The following is a 24,735-nucleotide window of genomic DNA, read 5'->3' as shown; positions in this document are numbered from 1 at the left end:
GGTCTGTCTATAAAAATATATCAATCGATGCCGAGCAGGAACCGCGCGTCCACCACGTAGGCGCCCTTGCCCTCCTCGAGGGCTATGACGGGGTTCAGATCGGCCTCCCTTATGGCGGGGTTCTCGGACAACAGACGGGAGAACTTGACGATTATATCAACTATCGCGTGTAGATCTCTCGGCGGAGTCCCGCGGTAGCCCGTCAACAGCCTATACGCCTTCACCTCCCTCAACATCTCCCAGGCGTCCTCTTCCTCGATCGGCACGAGCCTCATGGACACGTCTCTGTACAGCTCGGTCAAGATGCCGCCTAGGCCGAACGCGAGCACGTGGCCGAAAATGTCGTCGTAGACGGCGCCTATTATGAGCTCGACGCCTTGCGGCACCATCCTCTGTATGAGGCAGCCCTCTATCTCTGCGTAGGGCGCCCGCGCCTTGACCGACTCCCTTATCTTTTTGCACGCGGCGATCAACTCGTCTCTATTCGTCACGCCCAGGACGACTCCCCCCACGTCGGTCTTGTGGACTATCTGCCTCGAGATCACCTTAACTGCGACAGGATAGCCGATCCTCTCGGCGAGCGACACGGCCTCGTCCTCGTCCTTCGCTATGCCGTAGTCGGGCACGGGAATGGCGTATTTCCTCAACAGCTCGAAGGCCTCGTGCTCGTACAGCTTGTTCCTGCCCTCGGCCCTAGCCCTATCTACGACGCTCATGGCCTGACCACGCCGCGTATTTTTGCGTACTCGTAGAGCGCCCACAGCGCCTTGGCGGCCCTATCGGGCGTCGAGTACGTGGGTATCTCTGCGTCTTCCAACGTCTTGGTGAACGACTGGACAACCTCGCTCCCTCCGAAGTTCACAACGGCTATCGGCTTCCTGAACCTCTTGGCGTCGATTATGTACTCGGCCAAGTTCTGGGTGAGGCCCGGCACCTGCATCAAGGTGACGACCAAGGCCATGTCGAAAAACGCCGTGGGCAACAACGCCTCGAGGACGACCTTGTAGTGTTGGTCCGTCGCCGACCCGGTCACGTCCACCGGATTGCCCAGCGCCGAGAACGGGAGGAGCTCCCTCCTCAGATCCCGCCTTATCGACTCCGGTATCTCCGGCACCTCCAGGCCCAAGGCCTCCAACGCGTCCACAGCCTGTATGCCCATCCCGCCCGAATCCGTCAAGACCAAGACGCGGTTGCCTCTGGGAAGCGGCTGGGTGGCCAGAGCCTTAGCCATGTCGAACATATCCCTGAGGTTGGCCGCCTCGATTATGCCTGCCTGTCTGAAGAGGCCTCTGTACATCTCATAGCTGCCGGCCAACGCGGCTGTGTGAGACTTCACGGCTCTCTGGGCGGCGGCGCCCCTCCCAGCCTTGTAGGCTATTATGGGCTTCTTCTTGGCCACCTCGCGCGCCGCGTCTAGGAACCTCTTGGCCTCGCCCGGGTACTTGAAGCCCTCTATATATATCGTGATGACCTTTATCCGGTCGTCCTTCTCGAAATATCTGAGGAGCTCCACGTCGCCTACATCGGCCTTATTCCCGTAGTTCACCATGATCGAGAGGCCTATGCCTCTCCTGGCCGCCCAGTCCATTATGGACGCAGCCACGGCGCCGCTCTGGCTTATCAAGGCCAGAGGGCCTGCGGGCGGCCTCCCGGCGCGCTCGGCCGGCAGAAAGACCGTGTCGAAGCCGTCGAAGGCGTTGTAGACCCCGAGGCAGTTAGGGCCCAGCAGTCTGATGCCGTACATCTTTCCGAGAGCTCTCAGCTCGTCCTCAAGCTCCTTGTTGCCGACCTCGGCGAAGCCACTACTTATTATTATCGCGGCCTTCGCGCCTTTCTTGCCTGCCTCCTCGAGCACCTGCGGCACGACTTGGGCCGGCACGGCAATTATGACGACGTCTATGGCGTCGGGGATCTCCGATATGGATTTGTAGAACTTGAACTGCTTCCCCCAGGCCTCGACCACGTCGTATTTGGGGTTCACGAAATACGCCTTGCCCCTGAACCTATTGGCTAGGTTTTCGAATATGACGTAGCCCACAGACGCTTGTTTCGGCGAGGCGCCGACCAGCGCGACGGATTTCGGCGAAATAAGAGGAGTCAACTCGTCTTGTCCCGAGGACATGCCGTAACTTTAATTTTGGGATTAAAAAACTTTCTATGAGTTATATCAATGGATATAATAAATGAAATTTTTATTTTTAAAATATAAATAAACTTAGAAATCATCATAATATAAATATATAGATGAATAGAGTATATAGAGTGTTATGAGTAGGGCTAATGGTATTAGACCCGGACAACAGCCCAAATATACTCGCGCTGGGGTCTCCGGCTTCTTAAGGGCTCCGCACCGCGTCCCGGATCGGCGGCGCTACGTATGTTCTAAAAGGCCCTATCTGGTGCTGGCCCGCAGATACACGGCAGCGTCGATGCCGTATCGGTTGCACAGTAGCTGGAGGAGCTGATAGCCGGGACGGGCTTCTCGTTGGTCTCGGAGTTCGTCGTATAAGTCGTGGCCCTTAAGGGACGCCGCGGAGCCTGATCCGAGCTCGCCGAGGAGCTGAAAGAGCTGGAGGAGAAGTTGAGGGCGTTATCTTTAGACGTGGTACAGCGCGGCTAAAATCGCTGTAAGTAGAGCAGATCTCGCCAGCTCGCGCCAGCCCATCCTCGCTATGTCTCTGCCGCTTTTGTACTTGACGTTGTTGGCAATATTTGCGGCGAACTTAGCGGTGGGCTCCACGGCGGCTACCAGCAACAACGGCCTGACGGCTCCCGCCGCGATCACCGCGGGGATCCAGGGGACCAGCGCGCTCCAGGGCGATACGTTCCTGAAGGCGAGCCTCGACTCGACGTAGTACGCGGTGGCCACGTGGTAGCCGACGAATAGGGCATATACGGCGTAGTCGACGACGCCGAGGGAGGGGTCGACCATGGACTTCGCCAAGAGGAAGATCGACGAGAGCATGGCGGTGCCCAAGACGACGCCGGGCACCGACCTGGCCAGGCCGCGCGCGGCGAGGACGACGTATACGGCGAACACTAGCGCCGCTACGGCAAACGCCGGAGGGCTCCAGAGCCCCAACGCGATCGCTGCAGTGTAGGGGACTAAGTTCGCCGCCATGAGGCCCCAGGTCCTGGGCCGCGGCCTAAGTATGGAATTGAATATGGGGTCGAAGGTCGTCAAGTGGAGGGCGTAGGCGACGGCGGCGAGGAGGGCCCCTGCCGGCTCTATCTTGGGCGCGGCGCCTGCCAGAGCGAGCGCGAACGAGAAGGTCAGTATCCCCAACACGCTTCTCTCCCTGGGCAACATACGACACGCCGATTTCCAGTGAAATATTTATTGAGGACGTAGTTGTTGTGTTCGCGGTCGTCCGGGCCTATTTCAAAGACGGCGTATGTATCCCCTCCCGCGAGGGGGATAGCTATAACCTATGCGGGAGGGGGGCCCTGAGGCTTCTCGTGGACGGAGACAGCTCCTCGGGCGCCGTCGGCGTTGAGGCCAACGCCGACGCGGAGCTCGCGGACTGGCCTCTGGACATATCGGTCAAGGCAGACGCGGCGGCCTTCGTAGCTCTTACAAACGCGCAGATCTACGACGGGCCCTGGCAGTGCAACCAGGCCTATGTGGGCAAGGGCAATCCGGAGGAGTGCGCTGCGTCTCCCTCCAACTACCCTAAGAGGCCGTCGGCGGAGCTCGACGTGGCGAAGTGGTGGATACAGCCTTGGGCGACTCCCTACTTCGGCGAGGATTTCCCCGACCTCTTGCCGTTCACTGTAGCGTTGCTGGCCTCCTTAAAAGACGGCGGCTACTTAGCCCTCCTCGCCGCCTCTTCGGGCGATCTCAGCGGCTATCTCTGGAGCGGCTGGACGGCGAAGGCCTATATGGGCGTCGAGTCCAGACGTATAGGGCGGTCTTGGATATTGGCGTACGGCCTCTCCGGCGATCCCTACGAGGCCTTGAGGAGGGCCTGGAGGGCCCTCGCGGCCCGCGCCAATTTAAGGCTGAGGGCCGACAAGCGGCGGCCCGAGTTCCTGAACTACCTGGGCTGGTGTAGCTGGAACGCGTTCCTTGCAGACGTCTCGGGCCCCGGCGTGGTGGACGTTGTGAGGGGTCTGAGGGAGAGGGGCGTGTCCGTGGTCTGGGCGTTGATAGACGACGGGTGGCAGAGGGAGAGGAAGGTGGAGCAACCGTGTTGCCTCAACAGGGTGTTGACCTCTTTGAGGCCTGACGAGGGGAAGTTCCCCGGCGGCTTCGAAAAGACCGTGGAGGGCTTGAGATCGCTCGGCGTGAGGTGGGTCGGCCTCTGGCACACGTTGAACGTCCACTGGGGCGGCTTCGACGAGAGCGTCGAGGGGGAGCTGGGCGTCGCCGGGATTCCCTACGTTGCGGCGAAGGCCCCGCCGCCCGCGTTCCCCGAGGCCCTCCTCCTCTACAAACGGCTCTACACAAGCCTTAGAGGGTTCGACTTCGTCAAGGTCGACAACCAGTGCTCCGCGAGGCTGATAGCGCGCTACGCACGCGAGAAGGTGGGCAGGGCGTCGGCCTCGCTCCAGACGGCGCTCCAGCTAGCCGCCGACCAGTCCGGCCTGTCCGTGCTAAACTGCATGTCCATGAACCCGGAGAACTACAGCAACTACTTCTTGAGCAACGTCATGAGGACCTCCAACGACTATCTGCCCTACTGGCGCGAGGGGGCGCGGCTACACGCCATATCCAACGCATACGGCTCGCTATTCTTCTCCGAGGTCGTCTGGCCCGACTTCGACATGTTCTCCAGCTACGATCCCCACGCGAAGCTCCACCTAGTGCTCAGAGTCTTCAGCGGAGGCCCCGTGTACATAACCGACAGAGACCCCGCCAAGACCAACGCGGATCTCTTGAAGATGGCGGTCTTGCCCAACGGGGAGGTCGTGAGGGTGGACTTCCCCGCGGTCCCGACGCGCGACGTGCTCTTCGACAACCCCTACAGAGGCCGCCGCCTCTTGAAGCTCGCCTCGACAGTGAGAGGCAAGGCGGCCGTCGCCCTGTGCAACGTGTCGGACAGAAGAGCGGCCGACTTCCTGAGCGTCGGGTCGTTGCCCTACGAGTACGTCCCCGAGGTCTACTACAAGGTCTTCTCGCGCGAGGGCGGCAGGTTGCAGAGCGGAGGCGTCGAGGTGGAGCTGGAGCCCCTGGACTGCGAGGTGGTGATCTTGTCGAGGGCGGGGCTCATAGGGCTCGCCGAATATATACTGCCGCCCTACCCCGTAGTGGACGGGAGGCCCATAGCGCCGGGAACGCCGGTGGAGATCAGATGACGACCCTATCCGTGAGCGAGCCGACGGATATTTCGAGGATCCGGCCCCCTCTGTACTCGACGACCTTGTCCACGCGTTTAGGCTTCGAGAGGGCCAGCACGCCGCCGTCGCGCTGGATGACCGTGCCGTCCCTTAGCTTTATCCTTCCGCCGTCGCCGAAGACCAGCACGTCGAGCCCGTTGTCGGAGGCCAGAGGCACCACGGCGCCCTCCCTCACGTATATGGGGAGCTCGTCGGAGTTCTCCACCCATACCGGCCCTTCGTAGATCTCGCCGGTCCAGAAATCCGCCCAGCGACCTCTCGGCAGATATATCGGCCTCTTGGCCTCCCTCCAGAGCAGAGGGGCGTAGAGTATGTAGGGCCCGACGTAGTATTCGTCGTACATGGCGTGGACGTTCTCGTCGTCTTGGTGGTAGTAGGCGAGGGGCCTCAAGATGGGCCTCCCTTCCTCGTGGGCCTCGAGGGATAGCGCCGAGAGGTACGGCAGGAACCTATACCTCAACTTCACGACCCTAACGACCTTCTCGCGCCATCTGTCCGGCAACTCGTAGATCTCCCTATCGGGAGTGTCGGGCGCTCTGTGGGACCTAAAGAGGGGGAAGAACAGCGCTATCTGGTAATACCTGACGAGCAGATCCATATCGTTGACGTAGGGCGATTTGTAGTGCCTATGCCCCGCGAACGAGCCTATGTCGAAGCCGGCGTACGGCACGCCGCTGACCGATAGGCCGAGCACTATGGCCGTCTGTAGCCTCAGATCCTCCCAGCTGGGAGCGTTGTCGCCGGTCCACACCGCGGCGTAGCGCTGTATCCCCGCCGAGCCTGCGCGCGAGAGGATGAAGGGCTCTCTGCCGGCCTCGGCGAGCCCCCTAAAAGTGGCCTCCGCCTGGAAGACAGAGTAGTAGTTGTGCGCCTCTGCGTGCCTCACGCGCCTCCCGCCCGCGTCGTGTAGCGCCTCCGGATCCAAGGCGCAGTCCCTCTGCGGCTCCCCCAGAGCGGTCGGCTCGTTCATGTCGAGCCATATGCCGTCCACGCCCCACTCCTCGGCCCAACGCCTCACCCTCTCCGCCCACCACGATCTGGCCTCGGGCTTGAGGAAGTCGATCCAGGCCGACTTGCCGGGCCACATGGCCCCGGTGTAGATCTCCCCGTTTTTGGTCTCGACGAAGAGGCCCAACGCCTCGCGGAAGACGGGATATCTCTGGTCGACCTTCAACGCCGGGTTCAGTATAGTCACGAGCCTGGCGCCCATCTTGTGGAGCTCCTCGGCGAGTTGCCGGGGGTTCGGGAACTTCTGGGGATCCCACGTAAAGGCCTTATAGCCGTCCATGTAGTCTATGTCGAGATACACCGCGGATACCGGTATCCCCATCTCCACATGCCTCCTGACCACCTCCACGACCCTCTCCTGGGGATAGTACGAGTATCTGCTTATCTGGTACCCGAGGGCCCACTCCGGCATGAGGAACGGCATGCCGGTGAGGCGGAAGTACCTCCTCAACACGTCCTCGATCTTGGGGCCTCCTATGACGAACAGCTCCACGGAGTCCTCCGGCACGAATACGGTCAGCCTATCGTATCTATAGAGCCCCGCGTCCACGAATATGCGCGACGCGGAGTTGATGAAATAGCCCGTGGCCTTCGCCGCGTCGAAGACGATGAGGAAGGGCACGGAGACGTACATGGGGTCCACGTACCACCCGTACCTCGCGACGCAGCCGACGTCGACATTCCAGAGCTGGAAGAACCCCCTCCTCCTATCCAGATCGAAGGCCTTCTCGCCGAGGCCGTAGACGTGCTCGTCTAACGAGAGCGGCCGCGACAGGACAAGCCCCTTTAAGCCGGCGTAGGCCTCTAGGCGGAACGGGAACTTCCCCTCGGCGATTGAGAGCTCCGGAGGGAGCTCGGCCGGCTTCCCGGAGAAGGGTATATCCACAAGGGGCGCCGGGTCGTTGATCCTCAGCCTGAGGACCTCTCCGTCGGACTCGGCAAGAATCTTCACGAAAAGGAGGGGGGTTGAGGCCGATTAAAAAGAGTTTATACCTGCTCCACCTCGGCTACCGCCTCGTCCTCACTCGACTTGCTCAGCATCCTCCTCAACGCAAGCGCTAGGCCGGCGGCGGAGACCCCGCCCGCGGCGGCCGCGGCATCGGTCACCGTTATGGGCACTCCGTTGATTATGGCCACTATCGGCGTCTTGACTACCGCCGTCACGGTCTGGCTCGGGCCGGCCACGGTCAGATTGCTGGTCACGTGCACGCGGTTGCCCACGTTGACAGCCAGCGTGTAGGCTCCCTCGAGCACTCCGCCGAACGTCACAGACCCGCTACTGTCCGTAGTCCCGCTGGCGGGGAAGCCGTTTATCGACACCTGGGCGTTGGGTATGGGCTGGTTCAAGGCGCCTACGACGACCACCTTCACGTTGTATATGCCCAGCTGCACCACGTGTTGGCTGAAGTCCAACGACTGCACCAGGACGTTGGCCGCCGGGACGCCCTTGTAGGCTATCTGCACGGAGACGGGCCCGGGCTGGTATACGTAGACGCTCACCACGCCGTTGGAGACCGCCACGTTGTACTGGCCGGCGGTGGCGGTGATGTCGCTTACAGCTCCGCCGAACTTGTTAGCCACGGTTATCGTCAGCGGGCTCCAGTCGATCACGAACGTGTAGACGCCGGTCTCGGCAGTGTTGCCCTCCTGCACCACTATATACGCCTCGTGTCCGTCGGGGCTTATTGAGGCCATCCTCACGCCGCCGCCCCACACTAGCTGGACGTCGGTGGCGTTGGTTATCACCGCGTTGCTCGGCGTCTTTATCGAGACTATCTTGGCGAGGGCGGGTAGCTGGAGCACTACGGCGGTCCACACGCCGTCTGACACGTCGGCTTGCGTGACGTTAACCAGCGCCCTGTCGGGCAACCAGGTGACCTGCGCGGCCTTGTAGACTATGGGTATGTATATCACGTTGACGGGGGAGTTCATTGTCGACGTCACGGTGAAGCTGTCGCCGTACACTATGGCTATCTTGTAGGTCAGCTGTGCCTGCCACAACGGCGGTATTAAGTAGCTCACGGATCTTATTATGAAGTTCAGCGTGTTGTTGTTCACTATGTCGACCAGGCCGCCAGATATGCTGATCTGGCCACCCGCCTGTTGGCCCACTAGATTCACGTTGCCGGTGTACGCGAACACCACATAGCCCAGCAACTGCCAGCCTTGCGGCACCCCTATCTGGGACCCGCTAACGGTCAGCTGGGAGTTGGGGCCGACGGTGGCCGTCTGTTGGGCCAGGCTCTTGACCAGTAGCGCCGCTGGCAACGAGGGGCCGCTGGCTATCACCACCTTGTAGGTGCCGGGCTGCGTCAGCTCAACCACCTTGGGCTCTACGCGGTAGGCGCTCGCCGGCGATCCGTCGGGGAGCTCCACGGAGCTTATCACGTAAGGCGCGCCGGGATCCAGCCTAACGGTGGCGCTCTCCCCGAAGCCCTGCGGCAACTTCGCGTTGGGCAACGTGACGGTCAAGACAGTTCCGTTGGCCAGCGGGACGTACTGGTCGTAGGTGAACTGGTAGGTGATCTGCACCTGTACCTGTACGTTGGTGTTGGCCGTGTTTATCAACATCACCTTGCTGGCGTCGGGGCCGACGTATACCGCCTGCAGGAAGCCCTCCGAGTTGTAGGACTTGCTGAAGAAGCCGTTGGCGGCCACTTGCACGGACGGGTAGACGCCTTGGAATTGTATCACCATGCCGCTGTAGGCGAAGCCGGAGCCGGGAGTCACGGCGGGCGGCGATATGGTGTAGGTGCCGCCGGGGCCTAGCTGTACGGTCAACGTGACGGTTTTGTAGGCCAAGTACTGTATCTGTGCGTTGTAGGGGAAGACCACGTTTATCGGACCGGCTAGCGCGAGAGCCGCCAGCCCTATTAACGCTAGGGGCAGGAATTTTAGGCGCATGAGTCTCCGACGCCGTTATTTAATAAGACCTATGCACACCTTTAACCAGTAGGATCTATATATTAGCTAAGTGATATTGTTTCTGGAAAATACCTTTATTTACCCGGCCCCGCGGGCCGGGCTAGCGGCGATCTTAGCCGGCCGGCGGATAGCAAACGCCGCCTATCTGGCCCCTCCGCGGAGGTAGCTGTCGCCGCCTTTCTCCCAGTCGTCGCGTCTAGGCGAGAACACGTCGACGACCACCACGTCGGTGAGCGCCTTCACCTCGTGGAGGACTCCCGGCGGTATGTGCACTACCTCGCCCGCGGACACCTCCCGCGTTACGCCGCCGACCACGAAGAGGGCCCTGCCCTCGAGGATGAGGCTTATCTGCTCGTTCTCGTGGCTGTGCGCCGGCACGACGCAGCCGGCCTTAATCCTGAACTGCGCCAACGTGAGGTTCCTCCCCGATATATAACGCCTCTCGATACACTCGTTGAGCTTCTCGAACACCCAACCCATAAAGGGAATACCGGCTCTATTTAAAGCGAAGCCAGTTTGGCCAAATACTCCAGATTGGCGACCACCTCCTTCTCCAGCTCCTCTATCTCCGCGTCGGTCAAGTGCGCGAACCTACCCTGGAACTTCAAGAACTCCCTCAGCGGCTTCCTGCGCTTCGGGTCGGCCACCATGTTCGAGGTGGGCGGATTCAGCCTTATCTTCCCGTGGTCGTACTCGTAAAGCGGGAAGTAGCCTGTCTCCACCGCCAGCCTAGCCGCCTCCACAGTCCGCTCTTCGGGGAAGCGCCAGCCCGGCGGGCAAGGCGCCAGTATGTGCAGGAAGGTGGGGCCCTCCGCCGTGTACTCCAGCGCTGTCTTTATCTTGTTGGCCATGTCCACTATGTTGGATATGGTGGCGGTGGCGGCGTAGGGCACTCTATGCGCCATCACGATACCCATTATGTCCTTCTTAGCCTGTATCTTGCCTCTTATGGCCTTCCCCACAGGCGTCGTGGTAGTCCAGGCGAAGCGCGGCGTGCCGCCGCTCCTCTGTATGCCGGTGTTCATGTAGGCCTCGTTGTCGTAGAGTATGTAGAGCACGTGGTGTCCCCTCTCCAGCATGCCGCTGAGGGACTGGAGGCCTATGTCGTAGGTCCCGCCGTCGCCGGCTATGACCACGACGTTTGTCTTGCCGGAGCTCCAGAGCCCCTTCTTGGACATTACCCTTATGGCCGAGTCGATGCCCGCGGCGGCCGCCGCGGCGTTCTCGAAGGCGACGTGTAGGTAGGGCACCATCCAAGCGGTCTCCGGGTATTGCGTGGTGGTGACCTCCATACAGCCAGTGGCGTTGACCACGATGGTGTTCGGCCCGGCGGTCTTGGTTATCCACCTCATGGCAATGGCGGGCCCGCAACCCGCACAGGCGCGGTGGCCGGAGGCAAACAGCTCCTCGGCTGGCAGATCCCAGATTGACTTGTACACCACCTTCATAGCCTCAGCCCCATGTAGATCACTTTATTCCTTTCGCCGCTCTTCAGCATCTCGTATATCTTGACGAAGTCCTCGACGTACATAGAGCGTTGCCCTATGCCGTGTATCACGGACAGCCCGGGTATGTCGATGCCGTTCATCCAGAGCGCGGCGGCCACGTCCAAGAACACCGGCCCTCCTCCCGATGAGCCGAACGCGATGGCTCTGTCGACCACCGCAAACGCCTTGACGCCGGCCAGTTGCTTGAGCAGATGGCTCGTGGGGAACGGCCTCCACACCCGCAACCTTATCGCGCCTGCCTTTATGCCCTTCTCCCTAGCTATGTCGGCGGCCTCGCGGGCGTTGCCGAAGGCGGCTCCGCCATATGCTATTATGGCATAGTCGGCGTCCTCCATCCTGTACGTCTGGACTATCCCGTAGCTCCTCCCGAAGATTTTGCCGTACTCCGCATCGACCTCCTCGACTACCTTTAGAGAGCCCATTAACGCCTCCTGGACCTGGTACTTTATCTCGTAGTACCAGTCGGGCATAGCGAAGGCGCCCATGGTGATCGGCTTCTCGGGCCTTAAGACGTTCGGCCTATCCTTTCTGGGGAGGAAGCGCCTCACCTCCTCCTCGTCGTTGAGCTCCACGGGCTCTGTCGTGTGGGACATCAAGAAGCCGTCGTAGGACACCATGACGGGGAGCAACGCGGTCTCGGCCACCTTGTACGCCTGTATCACCGTGTCGTAGACCTCCTGCGCCGAGGACGCTATGTAGGTTATCCATCCGGTATCCCTTGTGTTCATCACGTCGCTGTAGTCGCCGTGTATGCTTATGGGGGCGGAGAGGGCGCGGGCCGGCACGGCCATCACAATGGGCAGACGGAGGCCCGAGGCTATGTGCAGGACCTCGTGCATCAGCTCGAGCCCCTGGCTGCTGGTCGCCGTGAAGACCCTAGCCCCGGCGGCCGCAGCGCCGACTACGGCCGACATGGCCGAGTGCTCTGACTCTACATGTATCAAATCGGCGTTCAGCTCGCCATCGTCGACGAACTCGGCTATCTTCTCCACTATGGTGGTCTGCGGCGTTATGGGGTAGACCGCAACGACGTCGACATCGGCGGCCTTGACGGCATAGGCTACTGCGTAGTTGCTGGTCAACGCAAGCGTCGTCTTGGCCTTTTGGAGAGCCGCCGCGGCGGTCATGCCTCCGGCACCATCTCTATTGCCTTAGTCGGGCACTCGTGTGCGCATATGCCGCATCCCTTGCAGTAGTTATAGTCTATTTCATACTTATATTGGTATTTACGCCCTTTAACAACAAATTCTCCCTTGATCTCCTTTATAGTACCTTCGGGGCAATACGTCCAGCATATGCGGCAACGGATGCACCTATCGTCGTGTATTATGGGCTTCAGACTGCGCCATCCGCCAGTGAGGTTCTTGCGCGACGAGCCTGGCTCTGTTATTATGCCGCCTATGGGTATCTCGTGGACGCGCGGGAGGCTCATAGCTCCTTGGTCTGATCAAATGCTATTTTTACCAGTTGCGCATTTAGCTCGTATATCTTGCCGCTGAAGTATTTGCCCAAGGCGGCGAGGGCGGTCTCGAGGCGGACCACGCCGGTGGCCTTGACCACGGCGCCTATCATGGCGGTGTTCACTATTGCCTTGCCCAATACCTTCAAGGCGAGGGATGTGGCGTCGACGTAGTAGGTCTTTACGGGCGCCTTATAGGCGCCGTTGACGACCAGAATCCCGTTCTGTTTAAGCCCCTCGAGCGGGTTCTCCGAGACGAAAAGCGACTGGTCGCCGACGACCACGACGTCGGGCTCCACTACAGGCTCGCGCTTGTATATCGGCTTGTCGTCTATGCGCAGATACGCCTTGACGGGGGCTCCGCGCCTCTCGGGGCCGAACTCCGGGAACGCCTGCGCGTATTTCCCCTCCATTATAGCGGCGGTTGCCAGGACTTGCGAGGCCGTGACCATGCCCTGGCCTCCGCGGCCGTGGAACCTTATCTCGATCACGACATAGCGATCTCATCGTAATAAATATTTAACCATCCTTTACGAACACGGTTATAAACGTCATATTTTTAGCCATATAGCGAATTGAGGCGCCCTAGAAGCCTATCTCGAGCGTCTGGCCGGACGCCAGCTCGATTTCCTGGGTCAGCCTCGCCTCGTAGGCGCCGTCCATCTCCGCTATCTCGAACTGCAGAGGCTTGCCATCCAGCTTAATGGAGCCGGGCCTCTTGGGTAGCCTCAAGTATCTGAGCTTCAAGGCGCCGTGGGCCAGCTCCAGCCTCGCCGCATCGCCGGTCCAGTCCAAGACGCCCCAGCTTCCGCCCACGGCGAGCACCCATCTAAGCGGCGCCACCGCCGGCCTCAACGTCAGCCTTTTGTCGAACCCGTCGTACCTAAGCCCCCACATGCCCATGACCACCGCCCACGCCGAAAGCGGCCGCATGTAGTGCGTCCCCCACTCTATGTGGTTCCAGTAGTGCCCTCCCCGCTCGTAGCGCTCGTGCAACGCCTTGAGGACGGCGGTTCCCTCCTCTACAAGCCCCTCGTAAAACATATGGCCCGCCACGGCGTACTCGACGCCGGTCCACGGGGTGTCCATCTGCCACGTCGGCAGGTAGGGGCCGCGCGTAAAGTTCTCGTAGAGTGTCGGCCCGACGAAGGAGGGCCTGCGCCTGTCGGGATACATCCCGTTTATGAGCCCCTCGTCCGGCGCCAGGTTGTACTTGGCCACAGCCCTCAGAGCCGAGATCACCCTTTGCTTGTCCGATAGGTAGCCCAGGTCGGCCACGTGGGCGAGCAGTTGCCCGAACAGCTGGGCCGCCATGGAGGCCCTGTCCCTCTCGCCGGTGACGGGATCCCACCATAGGTCAAAATATTCGCCGTTCCACAGCCTCTCCAGCCCCTCGAAGGCCCTACGCAACAGCTCCGCGTACTTCTCGGGGCTTCTGCCCGTCAGCTTGGCGCCCTCGACCATGGCCTTGAGCGCGGCGGCCCAGAGGAATAGGACGTAGGACGAGACCCCGTAGAAGGCCCAGGTATCGAAAGTCTGAAAGCCCATGAGGACGGCCCTCTGGCTCAACAGCTGGACCACCGCCGTCGATATCTGCGAGGCGGATTCCTTGAAGATCGCCTGCACAGCCCTCATCCACTCGATGCCGGCGGGGGTCGTGTGGTAGGGCAACCCTTCTACGCTCTGCGCCTTCGCCACGCTGTCCACAGCGCCGTCGAGGACATCCCAGAGGTTCCTCAACAGCTCGGCGTTGCCCGTCCACTTGGCGGTTGCGTAGGCCATCAACACGTACTTAGGCATGAGATCAATCATGTGGTAGCCGTCGATCCCCTTGATCGATTTGTTGAGGAAGTGGGCTATCCGGCCCGCCGGGTCCTTCCCCGTCCTCTCTACTATCCTCGAGACGGCCTCGACGAGCCTCTGCCAGTCCAGGGCCAGATAGGGCTCCCTCTCCAGCGCCTTCTCGAACTCGCGCCTGTTCTCGGGAATCGCCAGCGCGTAGATCACCCATTCGGGCGTCCCTCGCCTCAACGCGAAGGCGGAGTGCTGGACTAGGTACTTCACGGCGAGTTCGGGGAAGAGCGATACCAGCGCGGGCGTCGCGTAGGCGATCACGTCGGTGGTGTTGAATGCGTTACGCTCCGGGCCTCCGTAGTACTTATCGCCCAAGGCCTCCCACAGAGCGAATCTGCCGTCCTTGGTGAGCCAGCTTATCTTGACCAAGGTACTCAGCTGGGAGGCCACAAGGTCGGCGATCCAGCTCTCGACGCCCTTTACGTCGTATAGGGCGTCGTGGAACTTCTTCGTCTTCCCATACAGGTACTCGAAGTTGTCCAAGACGTACCGAGCTACAGAGCCTGCGTCCGAGAAGAAGTTCTCGTAGTAGTGGCCGAGCCGCTCGCCGAACTGGTCCACGTGGTTGGGGAAGAACCAGGCCAGCACCAAGACGACGGACTTCTCCTCGGAAGGCGCCAGCTTGAGAGGCGCCGTGACGACGGCCCAGAGGCCGTCCCCGGAGCGCGCGGCGGGCCCCCTGACTCTCCCCTCCCTTCTGAAATCTATCCAGGCCTGCAACATCTCGAGCGAGTCGTCGTATCTCTGGAACCCGTACTCGTCGTACCCCGGCGCCCTCACTACGGCGGCGTGGACCTCGCCTGCGCGCACGGCCAAAGCCATAGAGCCGTCGCGGAGTGGGCTGTCGCCGGGCTCGCCGCCGTCTTGTAGGACGACCGTGTCGCCCTTGGCCTTGGCCACCGCCTTGCTGAAGGGCGACTTCAACATCGCCCAGAGCGATACGTCTAACGGCTTGTCGGAGCGGTTTCTGAACTTGACGACCGCGATAAACGCCGGCAACGCAGAGTTCTTGAGATCGCCTGGGATGAACGGCGAGAGGAACTCGGCCTCGATCTCCACGGGCAGATCGTCGACGTATTTGAGCAGGGCTAGGGGCGGCTCCCCGCGGTAGTCCACTCCCTTGACCGGCTTGAGCCAAGGAGCCTTATAGGGATCCCCGCCCAGTATGTAGCCGGCCGACTGCAGTTGCCTCACGAGCGGCCCCTCGCCGCCGTCGACCCGCACCGCCAGGAGGAACCCCTTCTCGTCTAGGGGGTAGAGCTTTCTGTGGGCGTCTATCGTGGTCCAAGGCCCGTTGTTGAATATGAGCCAGTCGTGGAGGAGGCCGTCGGCCCTTATCTCGACGGAGCCCGCGCCTATTCCGCCCAGCGCAACGCCCGACGCGATGTTGTTCGAGTATACATACCTCATGGATAGGTGTTATCGCGGAGTTTAAAATTATTGATCTGTTATGTCGGCAATCGGCAAGTTATGATACTGTTATACCTAGGAGCTTGTCCAGCGCTTCCTTGTAGCGGCGCCACCACTCCATGTAGGCCTCGTCGGAGTCGAATTTCCAGTCCTTGGCCCCGAGCTCCCTCGCCATTGTCGACACCACGTCCATAGCCCTCCTGCTCTCCCACGGCCTCGGATCTGCGCCTGCCTTTATCGAGTACTCGGCGAATCTCTTGTAGAGGCTCCTATCCATGTCGATCCCCGTCAGCTTGAAGAGATCTCCCAAGATGGGCTCCGCCCACCCTCTGTGGAATCTGCATATTCCGGCGTCTTCCACCAACGACTCCATCACGGCGCGGTCGTACGCCGTCTTGGCGAACTCCTCGGGCGGCATGTAGGTCGGGTTGTAGTTTGTCCAGTACTTCCCCTGCACGTACATGGGGGCCACCATGCCGGGCGCCCAGTAGAAGTTGGGCGTCATGTAGCCCTCGTCGCCGTACGCCACGAAGACGGCGAGGTCTCTGAACCTGACGCCGGCCTTGGCCACCCTATCGGCGTACTTAGCCTCGAAGGCCCTCGCGGCCTTCCTGATGCCCAGCCTCGCGACGTCCTCCACGGCCTCGCCGCCGCCCTCGACGAACGCCCTCAGAAGCTCGCCCGCCAATCTGGCGTTCTTCTTGGAGTCCGTCTCGGGCTTGAACTTGTAGGGGTCGAAGACGGGGGCGTCGCCTATCCCCACCTCCTCGGGCCTCAGCAGTCCGTGCTCCACCGCGTCGAAGAGCCAAGCGGTGACGTGGCCCATCTCTATGGCGTCCAGGCCGTAGGCGTCTACCTCGTCGACTAGCTTAACCGAGTCCTCGAAGGTGTAGACCCCTATGAAGGGGCCCATGGCGTGGAACGGCTCGTAGTCTACCTTCTTCCCCTGCCAGACCTTCTTGCAAGTCACGGGGCAGGGCTCGCCGCAGTTGTACCAGCTCCTCGCCTTCTCGAAAACCAGCTCGTTGAAGGGCTTCCAGAACAGCCTAAGTATCGCGTCGGCGTGCCTCACTCTCTCGTCTCTGTCCATATATATTGATTTATACCCGAAGAGCGGGACGAGGTCTCTATAGTGGACGTAGTTGACGCCGAAGGTGCCGCCGGTGCCGAGACTCGGGTCGAAACGGTACTTGATAGTCTTCTCTTGCAAAGACTCTAGGTACCCCTTCTTGAGCCTCACCTTAGCCACCTCGTCGATCTTGTGTATGTCGGCCACCGCCTGGTACCGCGCCCTCGCCTTGCCGCCCGCTATCAACGCCGCCAGGTTGTGGCCTTGGGCGGCCGCCGTGCCGGGCCCTCCCCTCGCGGCGAAATCCTCGGCGCCTTTAGAGAGCTCGCCTTTCGGAGTCAAGTCTATGGAGGCCAGGGCCCCGTTGTAGGTGCGCCACGCCGCGGGCCCCACTACGACGGCCCGGGCGTTGTTCCTCTGGAAGAAATCCCTATAGGAGTCGTAGAGGTACTTGGTGAAGGCGTAGACGCCGCGCAGTCCCTGATATTCGTACACTAGCTTCACGGGCTCTATCTTGATCCCCTCTTGGGATGCCAGCAACACGACGGGCTCCGGCGCCTTGCCGGTGATCACGTAGGCGTCTACGCCGGCCCCCATCATCTTGTAGGCGGCTCCCCCCAAGGCGCTCGAGTGGAGCCCCCTCGTCATGGGGCTTCTGAAAACGGCCACAATCCTGTGCACGCCTATGAGGCGGCCTCCGACGAATCGGCCCATGCCTATAACCAGCGGCGTCTCCGGCGATAGGGGGTCGCGGCGCCAGCTCTCCGCCTCTTCGTGCACTTTTAGGCCGAGGCTGACTGGGCCCTGCGCCTCTACCTCCCTCACCTCCACCGAGGATCTGCCCAAGTCCACGAAGGCGACTCGCATGGGTATACGGGCATTATTCCTCTTATCCTTTTTGGTATACTCAATAATAATGATAAAACTTATTATGGTGTGTTATTAGGCCCTTTATGGAGGTCAAAAATATCATGAGCGATCGCGTCGTCTACTGCACCACGCGCGACACCATAAGGTGCGCTGTCTCTAAAATGTACGCCTACAACATAGGCGCGGTGCTGGTCGTCGACGACGTGGGGAGCCCCGTGGGCATATTTACGGAGAGGGATCTCGTCAAAGTCGTGGCCGAGGGGATAAGCCTCGACACGCCTCTCGAGAAGCTGGCGCCTAAGGAGCTGATAAAGGCCTACCCCAACGAGTCCGTGTTCATGGCCGCGCAGAAGATGATCGAGCACAACATAAGGCATATACCGGTTGTCGAGGGCAATAGGGTGGTCGGCATCTTGAGCATAAGGGACGCCTTGAGGAGCTTGATAGCGCTGGAGGGGGCCTACCCCTAATCCTCTATTTAAGGCGGTCGTTTTTTGGAGCTGTGAAGGAGCTACTGGCTCGCAAAGCGGTCGAGTTCGTGAGGGACGGATCGGTCGTCGGCTTGGGCTCGGGCTCCACGGCGAAGGCCTTCATAGAGGAGCTCTCCAGGGCGGTCGCTGAGAAGGGCATAAGGGTCACCCTCGTCGCCACCAGCATCGACAGCGAGCTGAAGGCGTTGGAGGTCGGGCTCGGCCCCTACCTAGTGCCGCCTTGGGCTGTCGACAGCATAGACCTAGCCGTTGACGGGGCCGACGAGATCTCTAGAGACAGGATGTTCATAAAGGGAGGGGGCGGCGCGATGGTCCGCGAGAAGGTGGTAGACTACAGGGCGTCGACGCTCGTGATAATTGCCGAGGCCCATAAGCTCGTCGATAGGTTACCCAGCAACCGCCCGATCCCGATAGAGGTCCTGCCGGCGGCCTGGAGGCTCGTCGCGAGGGACGTGGAGAGGAGGTGGGGCGGGAAAACCGAGCTGAGGGCCTGCAAATGCGGCGGCAAGCTGGGGCCCCTAATAAGCGACAACGGCAACTTCATACTGGACTGGGTCCCCCCCGGCCCGGCCTACCCCGAGCTGGAGGACGAGCTGAAGGCCATACCCGGCGTAGTCGACACGGGCCTCTTCGCCAAGAGGAGAGACGCGGTGATATTGTTGGCAGACGAGAGGGGGGTCTTCGCTCTCTGACCTCCTCGGGTGCGGCTCTATAGGAAGACCACCTCGGTCTTGGCGATTATTATATTGTCCTCGTCCTCGACAACTCTGACGATCGCCTCGGCGCCGGGCCTCAAGGGCCTCTCGGAGACGACAGTGACCGCGCGGTCGGTCAACGGATCGTCGGCGAGCTTGTTCGGCACCGCCAGATATTCGTTTCTGAAGATGCCGCGGCCCACTATCCTCACCTTTATCCTCTGGCCGGCTTTGACGGTCTTCGGCAGAGCGGGCCTCCTCTCGACGCCGAACGGGTTCTCCCCGCGCCAGTCCAGCCTTATCCCCAACTGCGCCTCCCACGCCTTGATTCTGGCCCAGAAGACGCCCCAGTCCACCGCCCTAACGCCTTTGGGGTGCCTGCCCCTCTTGTGCGGTACATACTTCTGTATAAGCACGGGAGGCCACCTCTTGCCCAAACCGGCGGCCCTCGCCCAGCTCACGATCTTCGGTATCTGGTCGTCGTTGACGCCTGGTAGCCATACGGGGGAGACCAAGACGTCCATGGAGGTGTTTCCGACAGCGTACTCGGCCAGCGCCATGGCCCTCCGGGGATCGTAGTAGCTGGCGTTGGCGAGCTTCGCCGCGAGGGAGGGCTCGACGGCGTCTAGGCTGAGGTTTATTCTGTCGAGGCCGGCCTCGGCGAGCTCCTCTATCTTCCTCTCGGTGAGGGTGAACATGCGGCTCTGCATCGACACTACGGACACGCCCCTTATGGACTTCATGTCTTGGACCAGATCTACCAGCTCGTTGTAGACGGCCGGCTCGCCCATGCCGTCTATGTGCACCTCGACGCCGCCGCCCTTGTACTTCACCACGGCCTTGAGGGCCTCGACAAGGGCGTCCCTCCTCACCACGAAGTCCGCCCACCTGCGGGGCTCCAGAGGGCCTGCCGCCACGGAGCAGAACACGCAGTTGAGGGGGCAGAGGCTCGTCGGCCTTACCTCAACTACGTTGGTGCCTTGGTCCACAATGCCATAATAACGCGTCCCGATCTGCGGAAGCCCGTCGACGAAGTAGACCTCCCTCCGCCGCTCCACCGCTACTCGATCTCCATAAAAATTAATTCCCGCGGCGCCTCACCGCGCCGGCTCGGCCGGCCCTCGGCGCCGCTAGTCCCGGCCTATTTTACAATGTCCACGGGTATATAGATGTATATAGCCGTCGAGTTGTCGTCGATTGAGAGAGAGGCGTATATGTGCGGGACGAACGTCTTGTTGAGGTAATAGCCGAGACACCTCATCCTCTGCCTCTCCGTTAAGGTTAGAGAGCCGCTTAAGGTTCCCACGAAACGGTCGCCCTGCTGGTGCAGGACGCCCTCCAAGTACCCCTCTAGGGAGAACCCCGGCGGCACGTAGGCCGCCAGCTCCTGCCCGACGTCATCTAGGCCTCCCTGGATGCTGGCCGTCGAGACGGCCTCGGCGACGCGTAGGAGCGTGATGGGCTTGACCCAGTCTATCCTGCCCTCAACGGTGCGGTTGAGGTAGTGCACTACGTAGTCGAAGGCCTCCCCCGCGAAATGCGCCCCGCCTCTAAGGCTCCGCAACGGCGGATAGCGGCTCAGCTCTCTCAAGGTTGCGTTGAATGTAGCCGACGCCGAGAGATATATAGCGGGGTCCGACGCAGACACCGCCTTGACCGCATCGGACTCGACTAGACAGATTGTGGCGTTGGGCAACTGGCTTGTTAGTTCCTGCCAAGCGTCCAAGGCGATTTTGACGGGCAGATACGCGCGGAGGGCCTTGTCGTAGAGGTAGTATACGGAATAGATCGCTACGAAGGCCGCCAGAACGATCGCGAAGATAGCCGTAGCCGCTACTGAGTACACGCCATACAGCGTCTTTATCGCCACCTTAGCCGTCCGCTCAGCCGGCTATCTGAAGTAGGCCCAGCCTCTGTACTTCAACTCCTCGCCCTTGTAGTACACCTTCCCCTCGCCCTCGACAACCTTGGCAAACGCCACGTAGCCTTCAGGCACGCAACGGGGATCTACGGCGAAGATGGGGAGGTACTCCTCGCCCGCGTTTAGGACGACCTCCTCGGGCTCCACGCCTAGATTTAAGGCCTCCGAGATCACCTCCTCAGGCGCCGGCAACTTCTCCAAGATTATGTCGACCCCTCTGGCCATAGTCCACAACACGTCCGCGACGCCGTCCGACGAGTCCATGGAGGCGGAGACGCAGTCGGGCGGCGGAGGCTTAGGCCAATCGAGCATGGGCCTCTTCAGCCACGCGATGCCCTTGGCGACGACGGGCGACCTCTCTCCCTCTCTAGACGCCACGAAGGCGAGTCCGGTGTAGCCGAACAGAGGAGGCGCGATGAGGACGTGGCCGGCCCTCGGCCTCCTGCCTATCTTTACGGGGACCGCGCCTATTGCCGCTACGTCCACCACGACTTCTCGTCCTTGGTTGAGATCGCCGCCGAGGTACCTAACGCCGAAGTGGGCCGCCGCCTCCCTAATCCCGTCGAAGACCTCCCTAGCCTTCTGGGCGTCTGGAGCCGTTATGGAGCTGAGCAGGGCTTTAGGGACGGCGAACTTGACGAACAGATCGCTCAAGGTAGCGGCGACGGCCCTCCAGCCCAGGTCGGCGTAGGTGTGGAACGGCAACTTGGCCCAGCTCTCCGCGAATCCGTCTATCTTGACGGCGAGCCCGTCGACGTAGGATACGTCGTTATCCTCCTCGCCCAGCTCTTTAAGGAAAAGACGGAGGAGTACCTTCTCGTCCACCTACTCCACCGACCTATAGATTAAATCGGTTACGTTGTCCACCTCCCCGTTCTTCAGAGGGATCCAGAGAGGCGATCTGTCGCGACAGATGATATAGCGGATTTTGGACCTGCTGTCGTCTCTCGTCACGAGGCCCTTGGCGGTCAGCCCCTCCAGGACGTGTTTGACCAATGTGAGGGCTATAGGCGCCGTCGTGTCTATGCCGGCGAACTCCAGAACTCTGCGCGGCGTAAACGAGACGCAGTTGCCGCGGGCCTCCGAGACTATCTTGTAAAGCCCCAGTGCGACGGTCTTGGTCACCTCTCTAAAGTCCGTGATGTTAAACGGCCTCATGTAGGGGGGACTCTCGGCGAAAATAAGACTCACAAACCGGATGGGATACCCCTAGGTCCATTCTGCCTGTGATACAGGCCTAGTGTGCCGCGGTGAATGTACGGCTTAAATACGCCGGTCTGAAGACGTACAGGTCTATTACAGGGGTGATAATTGCGAGAGTGCTATAAATAGAGCGATATCACAATATATGTCAAGCCAAGAGATGCTTCGACTATCAAGTTTACTGCTTCATTTGTCAAGTAGCCGGACACCCTATAGTCGGGACATCTCGGCTCGTCGTACATATCGGCGCCGCAGAAGAACTTCCTCTGCGCCACGGCGCCCACCACGCTGTCGAGGACATCGCCGGCGAAGCCCAGGCCCCAGACCACGTAGGGGTTGACGCCGAGGAGCAAGTACGAGAGGAGGGCGGCGGAGGCGGCCCCCGCCAGAGAGGCCAGCGTCCCGGCCAAAGTGACGCCGCCCGACGTGCCCGGCTCCACCCGCACCCAAGGCTTAGTTATCAACCTCGGCCTTCCGCCGTAGGCCACGCCGACCTCGCTGGCCCACGTATCGGCAGTGGCTATAGCTATGGCGGCCGCTGTGGCGGTCAGCGCGGGGCGGACGCCCGCAATGTACAGCAACGCGAAGAGCGCCATCGGGGTCCCCACCCCGACCACCTGGGTTATGGATCTGCCGGCTACGTCCTTAAAACCGCGCTGGGCCTTCCAAGACCCCCTCAGCCTCGTCAAGAGGCTCGCCGACACGAAGAAGTAGACGAATACGGCGAAGACGGCGATCCCGGCGGCGGCGAGAGCCCAAGCTATCAACGTACCCGCCACGGCCCCCCTTAGGTTTATGAAACGGGCTCTATACGCCGCGAAGGCGAAGGCCGGAACGACCGCGGCTATGGCCAGCTGGGCGAGGTCCACGCCCTCCACCAGCCTATGGTATATATCCATTTAAAGAAAGTGTATGACGGCGCCATGGACGTGCTTGACAGGCTGTCGGAGAAGTACGGCCCCCGCATCGAGGAGGCATTGGCGAAGTATCTGTTGAGGGACGCGGCTGACGACTTCAAAGACGCGGTGCTCTACCAGATCTCCACAGGCGGCAAGCGCCTGAGGCCTATCTTGACGCTGGCGGTCGCCGAGGCTGTGTCGGGCAATTACGAGAGGGCCCTGCCGGCGGCGGCCATAGTGGAGCTCATACACAACTACAGCCTCATATACGACGACATAATCGATAGGGGCGAGGTCAGGAGGAATAAGCCGACGACGAGGGCTGCCTTCGGCGACTACGCGGCCATCCTTATCGGCATATGGTACCGCGAGGCCATCGAGGAGGCCGTGTTGGACACGCCCAAGCCGTCGGAGTTCGCCAGAGAGGTGGCCAAGGTGATAAAGGCCATAGACGAGGGCGAGAGACTCGACATACTCTTCGAGCTGGCCGGCCGGGACGATCCCTACTTCGTCAAGGCCAGATGGCCCTCCGTCAAGCTCGACGACTATATAAGGATGGTTGGCTTAAAGACGGGGGCCTTGATAGCGGCGGCAGCCAAATGGGGCGCCATGAGCGTCGCCGACGACAGACAGCTCGCGGACGCCGCGTGGGACTTCGGCATGAACGCCGGCATAGCCTTCCAGATAGTCGACGACGTCCTCGACATATTCGGCGACCCGAAAAAGTTCGGAAAAGAGATCGGGAAGGACATAAAGGAGCACAAGAGGGGCAACATCGTCGTGTTGCTCGGCCTTGAGGAGCTCGACGAGAGGTTGCGCGGCGAGCTCCTCTCGATCCTGTCAAAGCCGACGGTGAGCGACGAGGACGCCAGACGCGGCGTCCGTATACTGGAGGGCACCAACGCCAAGGAGAGGGCCCTGGCCCTAGCCGACAAGTATAGGGAAAGGGCTCTTGCGAGCCTCTCCAAGATGCCGCACAGCAAGGACCTGGAGGAGCTGGCGGCCTTCATAGTACAGAGGCAGTTCTGATGTTGGTGGTCAAATTCGGCGGCTCCGCAATCACGGACAAGAAGAGGCCCTATACGTATAGGTGGGGGAGGCTGAGGGCGGCCGCCCAGGCGCTTAGGGGGACGCGCGCCATACTCATACACGGTGCGGGCTCCTTCGCCCATCCGCACGTAAAGGCCTTCGGCCTAACGCCGGCCGGCGTGGCTAAGACCAAGGCCGCCTTGAGGAGACAGACCGCGATGGTGGTGGAGGACTTGGCGGCCGCAAGCATCTACGCCATGCCGATTGAGCCCAGCGAGGTCTTCTGGGGCGCCAAGCTCGTCCGCAGAGAGCCCATCGACGCGGCTCTGTCGGCGGGGCTGTATCCGCTTCTCCACGGAGACGTGGTCCCGTCCGACGGCGGCTACGTCGTGGTGAGCGGGGACGATATGGCCGTGGAGCTGGCCTCGGCGTATAGGCCTCGGGCCGTCGTCTTCTTGATGGACGTCGACGGCATATACACCGCGGAGCCGGGAACTCCAGGCGCCGTGAAGTTGAGGGAGATCGCAGGCGGCGTGGCGGGAGGGGCAGCCGGCATAGACGTGACGGGCGGCATAGCCAAGAAGGTCGAGGCTGGGCTCGCCATCGCCGGGCTCGGGATACCGGCGTACTATTGTTCCATTGACGACGTTGCGGCCGTCGCCGACCTGGCGGCGGGCAGAGAGCCGGAGACTTGTAGCGTGGCTAGGCCTAGCAAGTGACCGCGGGGGCGTTCGCCGTGAGGTACAACGCCAGCACCACGTATGCCAGCAACAGGACTACGACAGCGCCCCACAAGAGCGTGCTGTTCCTATCGCGGGCGTAGAAGACCGCGATGGCCGTCAAGACGCCGAGGACAGTGTACCACAGCAGGCCCCCGCACAGTGAGGGGAAGAGCACTATGGACCAAAAGCCCTGGAGAAATAGGGCCACTAGGACTGCGGCAACTACCGTTATGACCAAGGCGAGTTTGTCGGTCCCGCGCGGCATGTACCCCGCGACGGGAAGCCCATTTAAATGTTCCGAGCTGTTTTTAAATAGGTGCCGGGTTCGACGC

23 protein-coding genes are annotated in these 24,735 nt (G+C 61.2%); 5 read left to right on the top strand and 18 right to left on the bottom strand.

Translation table 11 applies throughout. From position 1 onward, the window contains the following. Positions 1 to 20: 20 nt before the first annotated feature. The 3 genes from TUZN_RS07030 to TUZN_RS07020 form a co-directional block, all read right to left on the bottom strand. On the bottom strand, positions 21 to 716 hold the full coding sequence (locus tag TUZN_RS07030; protein WP_013680266.1) for an acetate--CoA ligase family protein: 696 nt from the start codon (positions 714 to 716) through the stop codon (positions 21 to 23). Continuing rightward, positions 713 to 2,122, bottom strand: coding sequence for an acetate--CoA ligase family protein (locus tag TUZN_RS07025; protein WP_052886154.1), 1,410 nt, complete (start codon positions 2,120 to 2,122; stop codon positions 713 to 715). The genes TUZN_RS07030 and TUZN_RS07025 overlap by 4 nt, the downstream gene beginning before the upstream one ends. Positions 2,123 to 2,596: 474 nt before the next feature. Further along, positions 2,597 to 3,310, bottom strand: a complete 714-nt coding sequence (locus TUZN_RS07020; protein WP_013680264.1) for a hypothetical protein — start codon at positions 3,308 to 3,310, stop codon at positions 2,597 to 2,599. Between the two features lie 47 nt (positions 3,311 to 3,357). Here TUZN_RS07020 and TUZN_RS07015 point away from each other — a divergent pair, with 47 nt between their 5' ends. Next, positions 3,358 to 5,298: a Sip1-related alpha-galactosidase gene (locus TUZN_RS07015; RefSeq protein ID WP_013680263.1), complete on the top strand. Its 1,941-nt coding sequence runs from the start codon at positions 3,358 to 3,360 to the stop codon at positions 5,296 to 5,298. Here the strand turns inward: TUZN_RS07015 and malA are convergent. The 9 genes from malA to TUZN_RS06970 form a co-directional block, all read right to left on the bottom strand. Continuing rightward, a complete protein-coding gene (gene malA, locus TUZN_RS07010) occupies positions 5,291 to 7,300 on the bottom strand; it encodes an alpha-glucosidase MalA (RefSeq protein ID WP_013680262.1) in 2,010 nt (669 codons plus the stop codon). The genes TUZN_RS07015 and malA overlap by 8 nt on opposite strands. Before the next feature lie 35 nt (positions 7,301 to 7,335). Beyond that, a complete protein-coding gene (locus TUZN_RS07005; RefSeq protein ID WP_013680261.1) occupies positions 7,336 to 9,252 on the bottom strand; it encodes a carboxypeptidase-like regulatory domain-containing protein in 1,917 nt (638 codons plus the stop codon). A 162-nt stretch (positions 9,253 to 9,414) separates the two neighbouring features. Beyond that, on the bottom strand, positions 9,415 to 9,753 hold the full coding sequence (locus TUZN_RS07000) for a cupin domain-containing protein (protein WP_052886153.1): 339 nt from the start codon (positions 9,751 to 9,753) through the stop codon (positions 9,415 to 9,417). Positions 9,754 to 9,773: 20 nt separating this feature from the next. Continuing rightward, complete coding sequence (porB, locus tag TUZN_RS06995) at positions 9,774 to 10,721, bottom strand: pyruvate synthase subunit PorB (RefSeq protein ID WP_013680259.1); 948 nt, start codon at positions 10,719 to 10,721, stop codon at positions 9,774 to 9,776. Beyond that, complete coding sequence (locus TUZN_RS06990) at positions 10,718 to 11,908, bottom strand: pyruvate/ketoisovalerate oxidoreductase subunit alpha (protein ID WP_013680258.1); 1,191 nt, start codon at positions 11,906 to 11,908, stop codon at positions 10,718 to 10,720. Before TUZN_RS06990 ends, porB begins: the two co-directional genes overlap by 4 nt. Next, positions 11,905 to 12,213: a 4Fe-4S binding protein gene (locus tag TUZN_RS06985; protein ID WP_013680257.1), complete on the bottom strand. Its 309-nt coding sequence runs from the start codon at positions 12,211 to 12,213 to the stop codon at positions 11,905 to 11,907. The genes TUZN_RS06990 and TUZN_RS06985 overlap by 4 nt, the downstream gene beginning before the upstream one ends. Continuing rightward, complete coding sequence (locus TUZN_RS06980; protein WP_013680256.1) at positions 12,210 to 12,731, bottom strand: 2-oxoacid:acceptor oxidoreductase family protein; 522 nt, start codon at positions 12,729 to 12,731, stop codon at positions 12,210 to 12,212. The genes TUZN_RS06985 and TUZN_RS06980 overlap by 4 nt, the downstream gene beginning before the upstream one ends. Before the next feature lie 94 nt (positions 12,732 to 12,825). After that, positions 12,826 to 15,504 (bottom strand): GH116 family glycosyl hydrolase, encoded by a 2,679-nt coding sequence (locus tag TUZN_RS06975; RefSeq protein WP_013680255.1) that lies wholly within the window; start codon positions 15,502 to 15,504, stop codon positions 12,826 to 12,828. Positions 15,505 to 15,562: 58 nt separating this feature from the next. Next, positions 15,563 to 17,440 (bottom strand): aldehyde ferredoxin oxidoreductase N-terminal domain-containing protein, encoded by a 1,878-nt coding sequence (locus TUZN_RS06970; protein WP_013680254.1) that lies wholly within the window; start codon positions 17,438 to 17,440, stop codon positions 15,563 to 15,565. Positions 17,441 to 17,526: 86 nt separating this feature from the next. On the opposite strand from TUZN_RS06970, the gene TUZN_RS06965 reads away from it, so the two are divergent. Beyond that, on the top strand, positions 17,527 to 17,913 hold the full coding sequence (locus TUZN_RS06965) for a CBS domain-containing protein (protein ID WP_013680253.1): 387 nt from the start codon (positions 17,527 to 17,529) through the stop codon (positions 17,911 to 17,913). A gap of 32 nt (positions 17,914 to 17,945) precedes the next feature. Then, complete coding sequence (gene rpiA / locus TUZN_RS06960; RefSeq protein WP_013680252.1) at positions 17,946 to 18,626, top strand: ribose 5-phosphate isomerase A; 681 nt, start codon at positions 17,946 to 17,948, stop codon at positions 18,624 to 18,626. 17 nt (positions 18,627 to 18,643) lie between these two features. On the opposite strand, the gene TUZN_RS06955 is transcribed toward rpiA, so the two are convergent. The 5 genes from TUZN_RS06955 to TUZN_RS06935 all read right to left on the bottom strand — a co-directional run bounded on the left by TUZN_RS06955 (position 18,644) and on the right by TUZN_RS06935 (position 22,622). Next, positions 18,644 to 19,687, bottom strand: coding sequence for a radical SAM protein (locus TUZN_RS06955; protein WP_013680251.1), 1,044 nt, complete (start codon positions 19,685 to 19,687; stop codon positions 18,644 to 18,646). A gap of 83 nt (positions 19,688 to 19,770) precedes the next feature. Next, positions 19,771 to 20,499: a hypothetical protein gene (locus tag TUZN_RS06950; protein ID WP_013680250.1), complete on the bottom strand. Its 729-nt coding sequence runs from the start codon at positions 20,497 to 20,499 to the stop codon at positions 19,771 to 19,773. A 21-nt stretch (positions 20,500 to 20,520) separates the two neighbouring features. Continuing rightward, on the bottom strand, positions 20,521 to 21,375 hold the full coding sequence (locus TUZN_RS06945; RefSeq protein ID WP_013680249.1) for an AIR synthase related protein: 855 nt from the start codon (positions 21,373 to 21,375) through the stop codon (positions 20,521 to 20,523). Then, on the bottom strand, positions 21,376 to 21,708 hold the full coding sequence (locus TUZN_RS06940) for a hypothetical protein (protein WP_013680248.1): 333 nt from the start codon (positions 21,706 to 21,708) through the stop codon (positions 21,376 to 21,378). Between the two features lie 164 nt (positions 21,709 to 21,872). Beyond that, on the bottom strand, positions 21,873 to 22,622 hold the full coding sequence (locus TUZN_RS06935; RefSeq protein ID WP_237698202.1) for a DUF92 domain-containing protein: 750 nt from the start codon (positions 22,620 to 22,622) through the stop codon (positions 21,873 to 21,875). 54 nt (positions 22,623 to 22,676) lie between these two features. On the opposite strand from TUZN_RS06935, the gene TUZN_RS06930 reads away from it, so the two are divergent. Beyond that, positions 22,677 to 23,681 carry a polyprenyl synthetase family protein gene (locus TUZN_RS06930; RefSeq protein ID WP_052886152.1) on the top strand — a complete coding sequence of 335 codons (1,005 nt, stop codon included), beginning with the start codon at positions 22,677 to 22,679 and terminating at the stop codon, positions 23,679 to 23,681. Further along, entirely contained in the window at positions 23,681 to 24,400 is a 720-nt protein-coding gene (locus tag TUZN_RS06925) for an isopentenyl phosphate kinase (RefSeq protein ID WP_013680245.1), read from the top strand. Before TUZN_RS06930 ends, TUZN_RS06925 begins: the two co-directional genes overlap by 1 nt. Here TUZN_RS06925 and TUZN_RS06920 read toward each other — a convergent pair. Next, positions 24,390 to 24,668 carry a hypothetical protein gene (locus tag TUZN_RS06920; RefSeq protein WP_013680244.1) on the bottom strand — a complete coding sequence of 93 codons (279 nt, stop codon included), beginning with the start codon at positions 24,666 to 24,668 and terminating at the stop codon, positions 24,390 to 24,392. The genes TUZN_RS06925 and TUZN_RS06920 overlap by 11 nt on opposite strands. Between the last annotated feature and the right edge of the window lie 67 nt (positions 24,669 to 24,735).

The sequence above is a fragment of the Thermoproteus uzoniensis 768-20 genome (assembly GCF_000193375.1).
GTDB lineage: Archaea > Thermoproteota > Thermoprotei > Thermoproteales > Thermoproteaceae > Thermoproteus > Thermoproteus uzoniensis_A.
The sequence above is the reverse complement of the archived record's forward strand: the minus strand, read 5'-3'. Positions and strand labels throughout refer to the sequence as shown.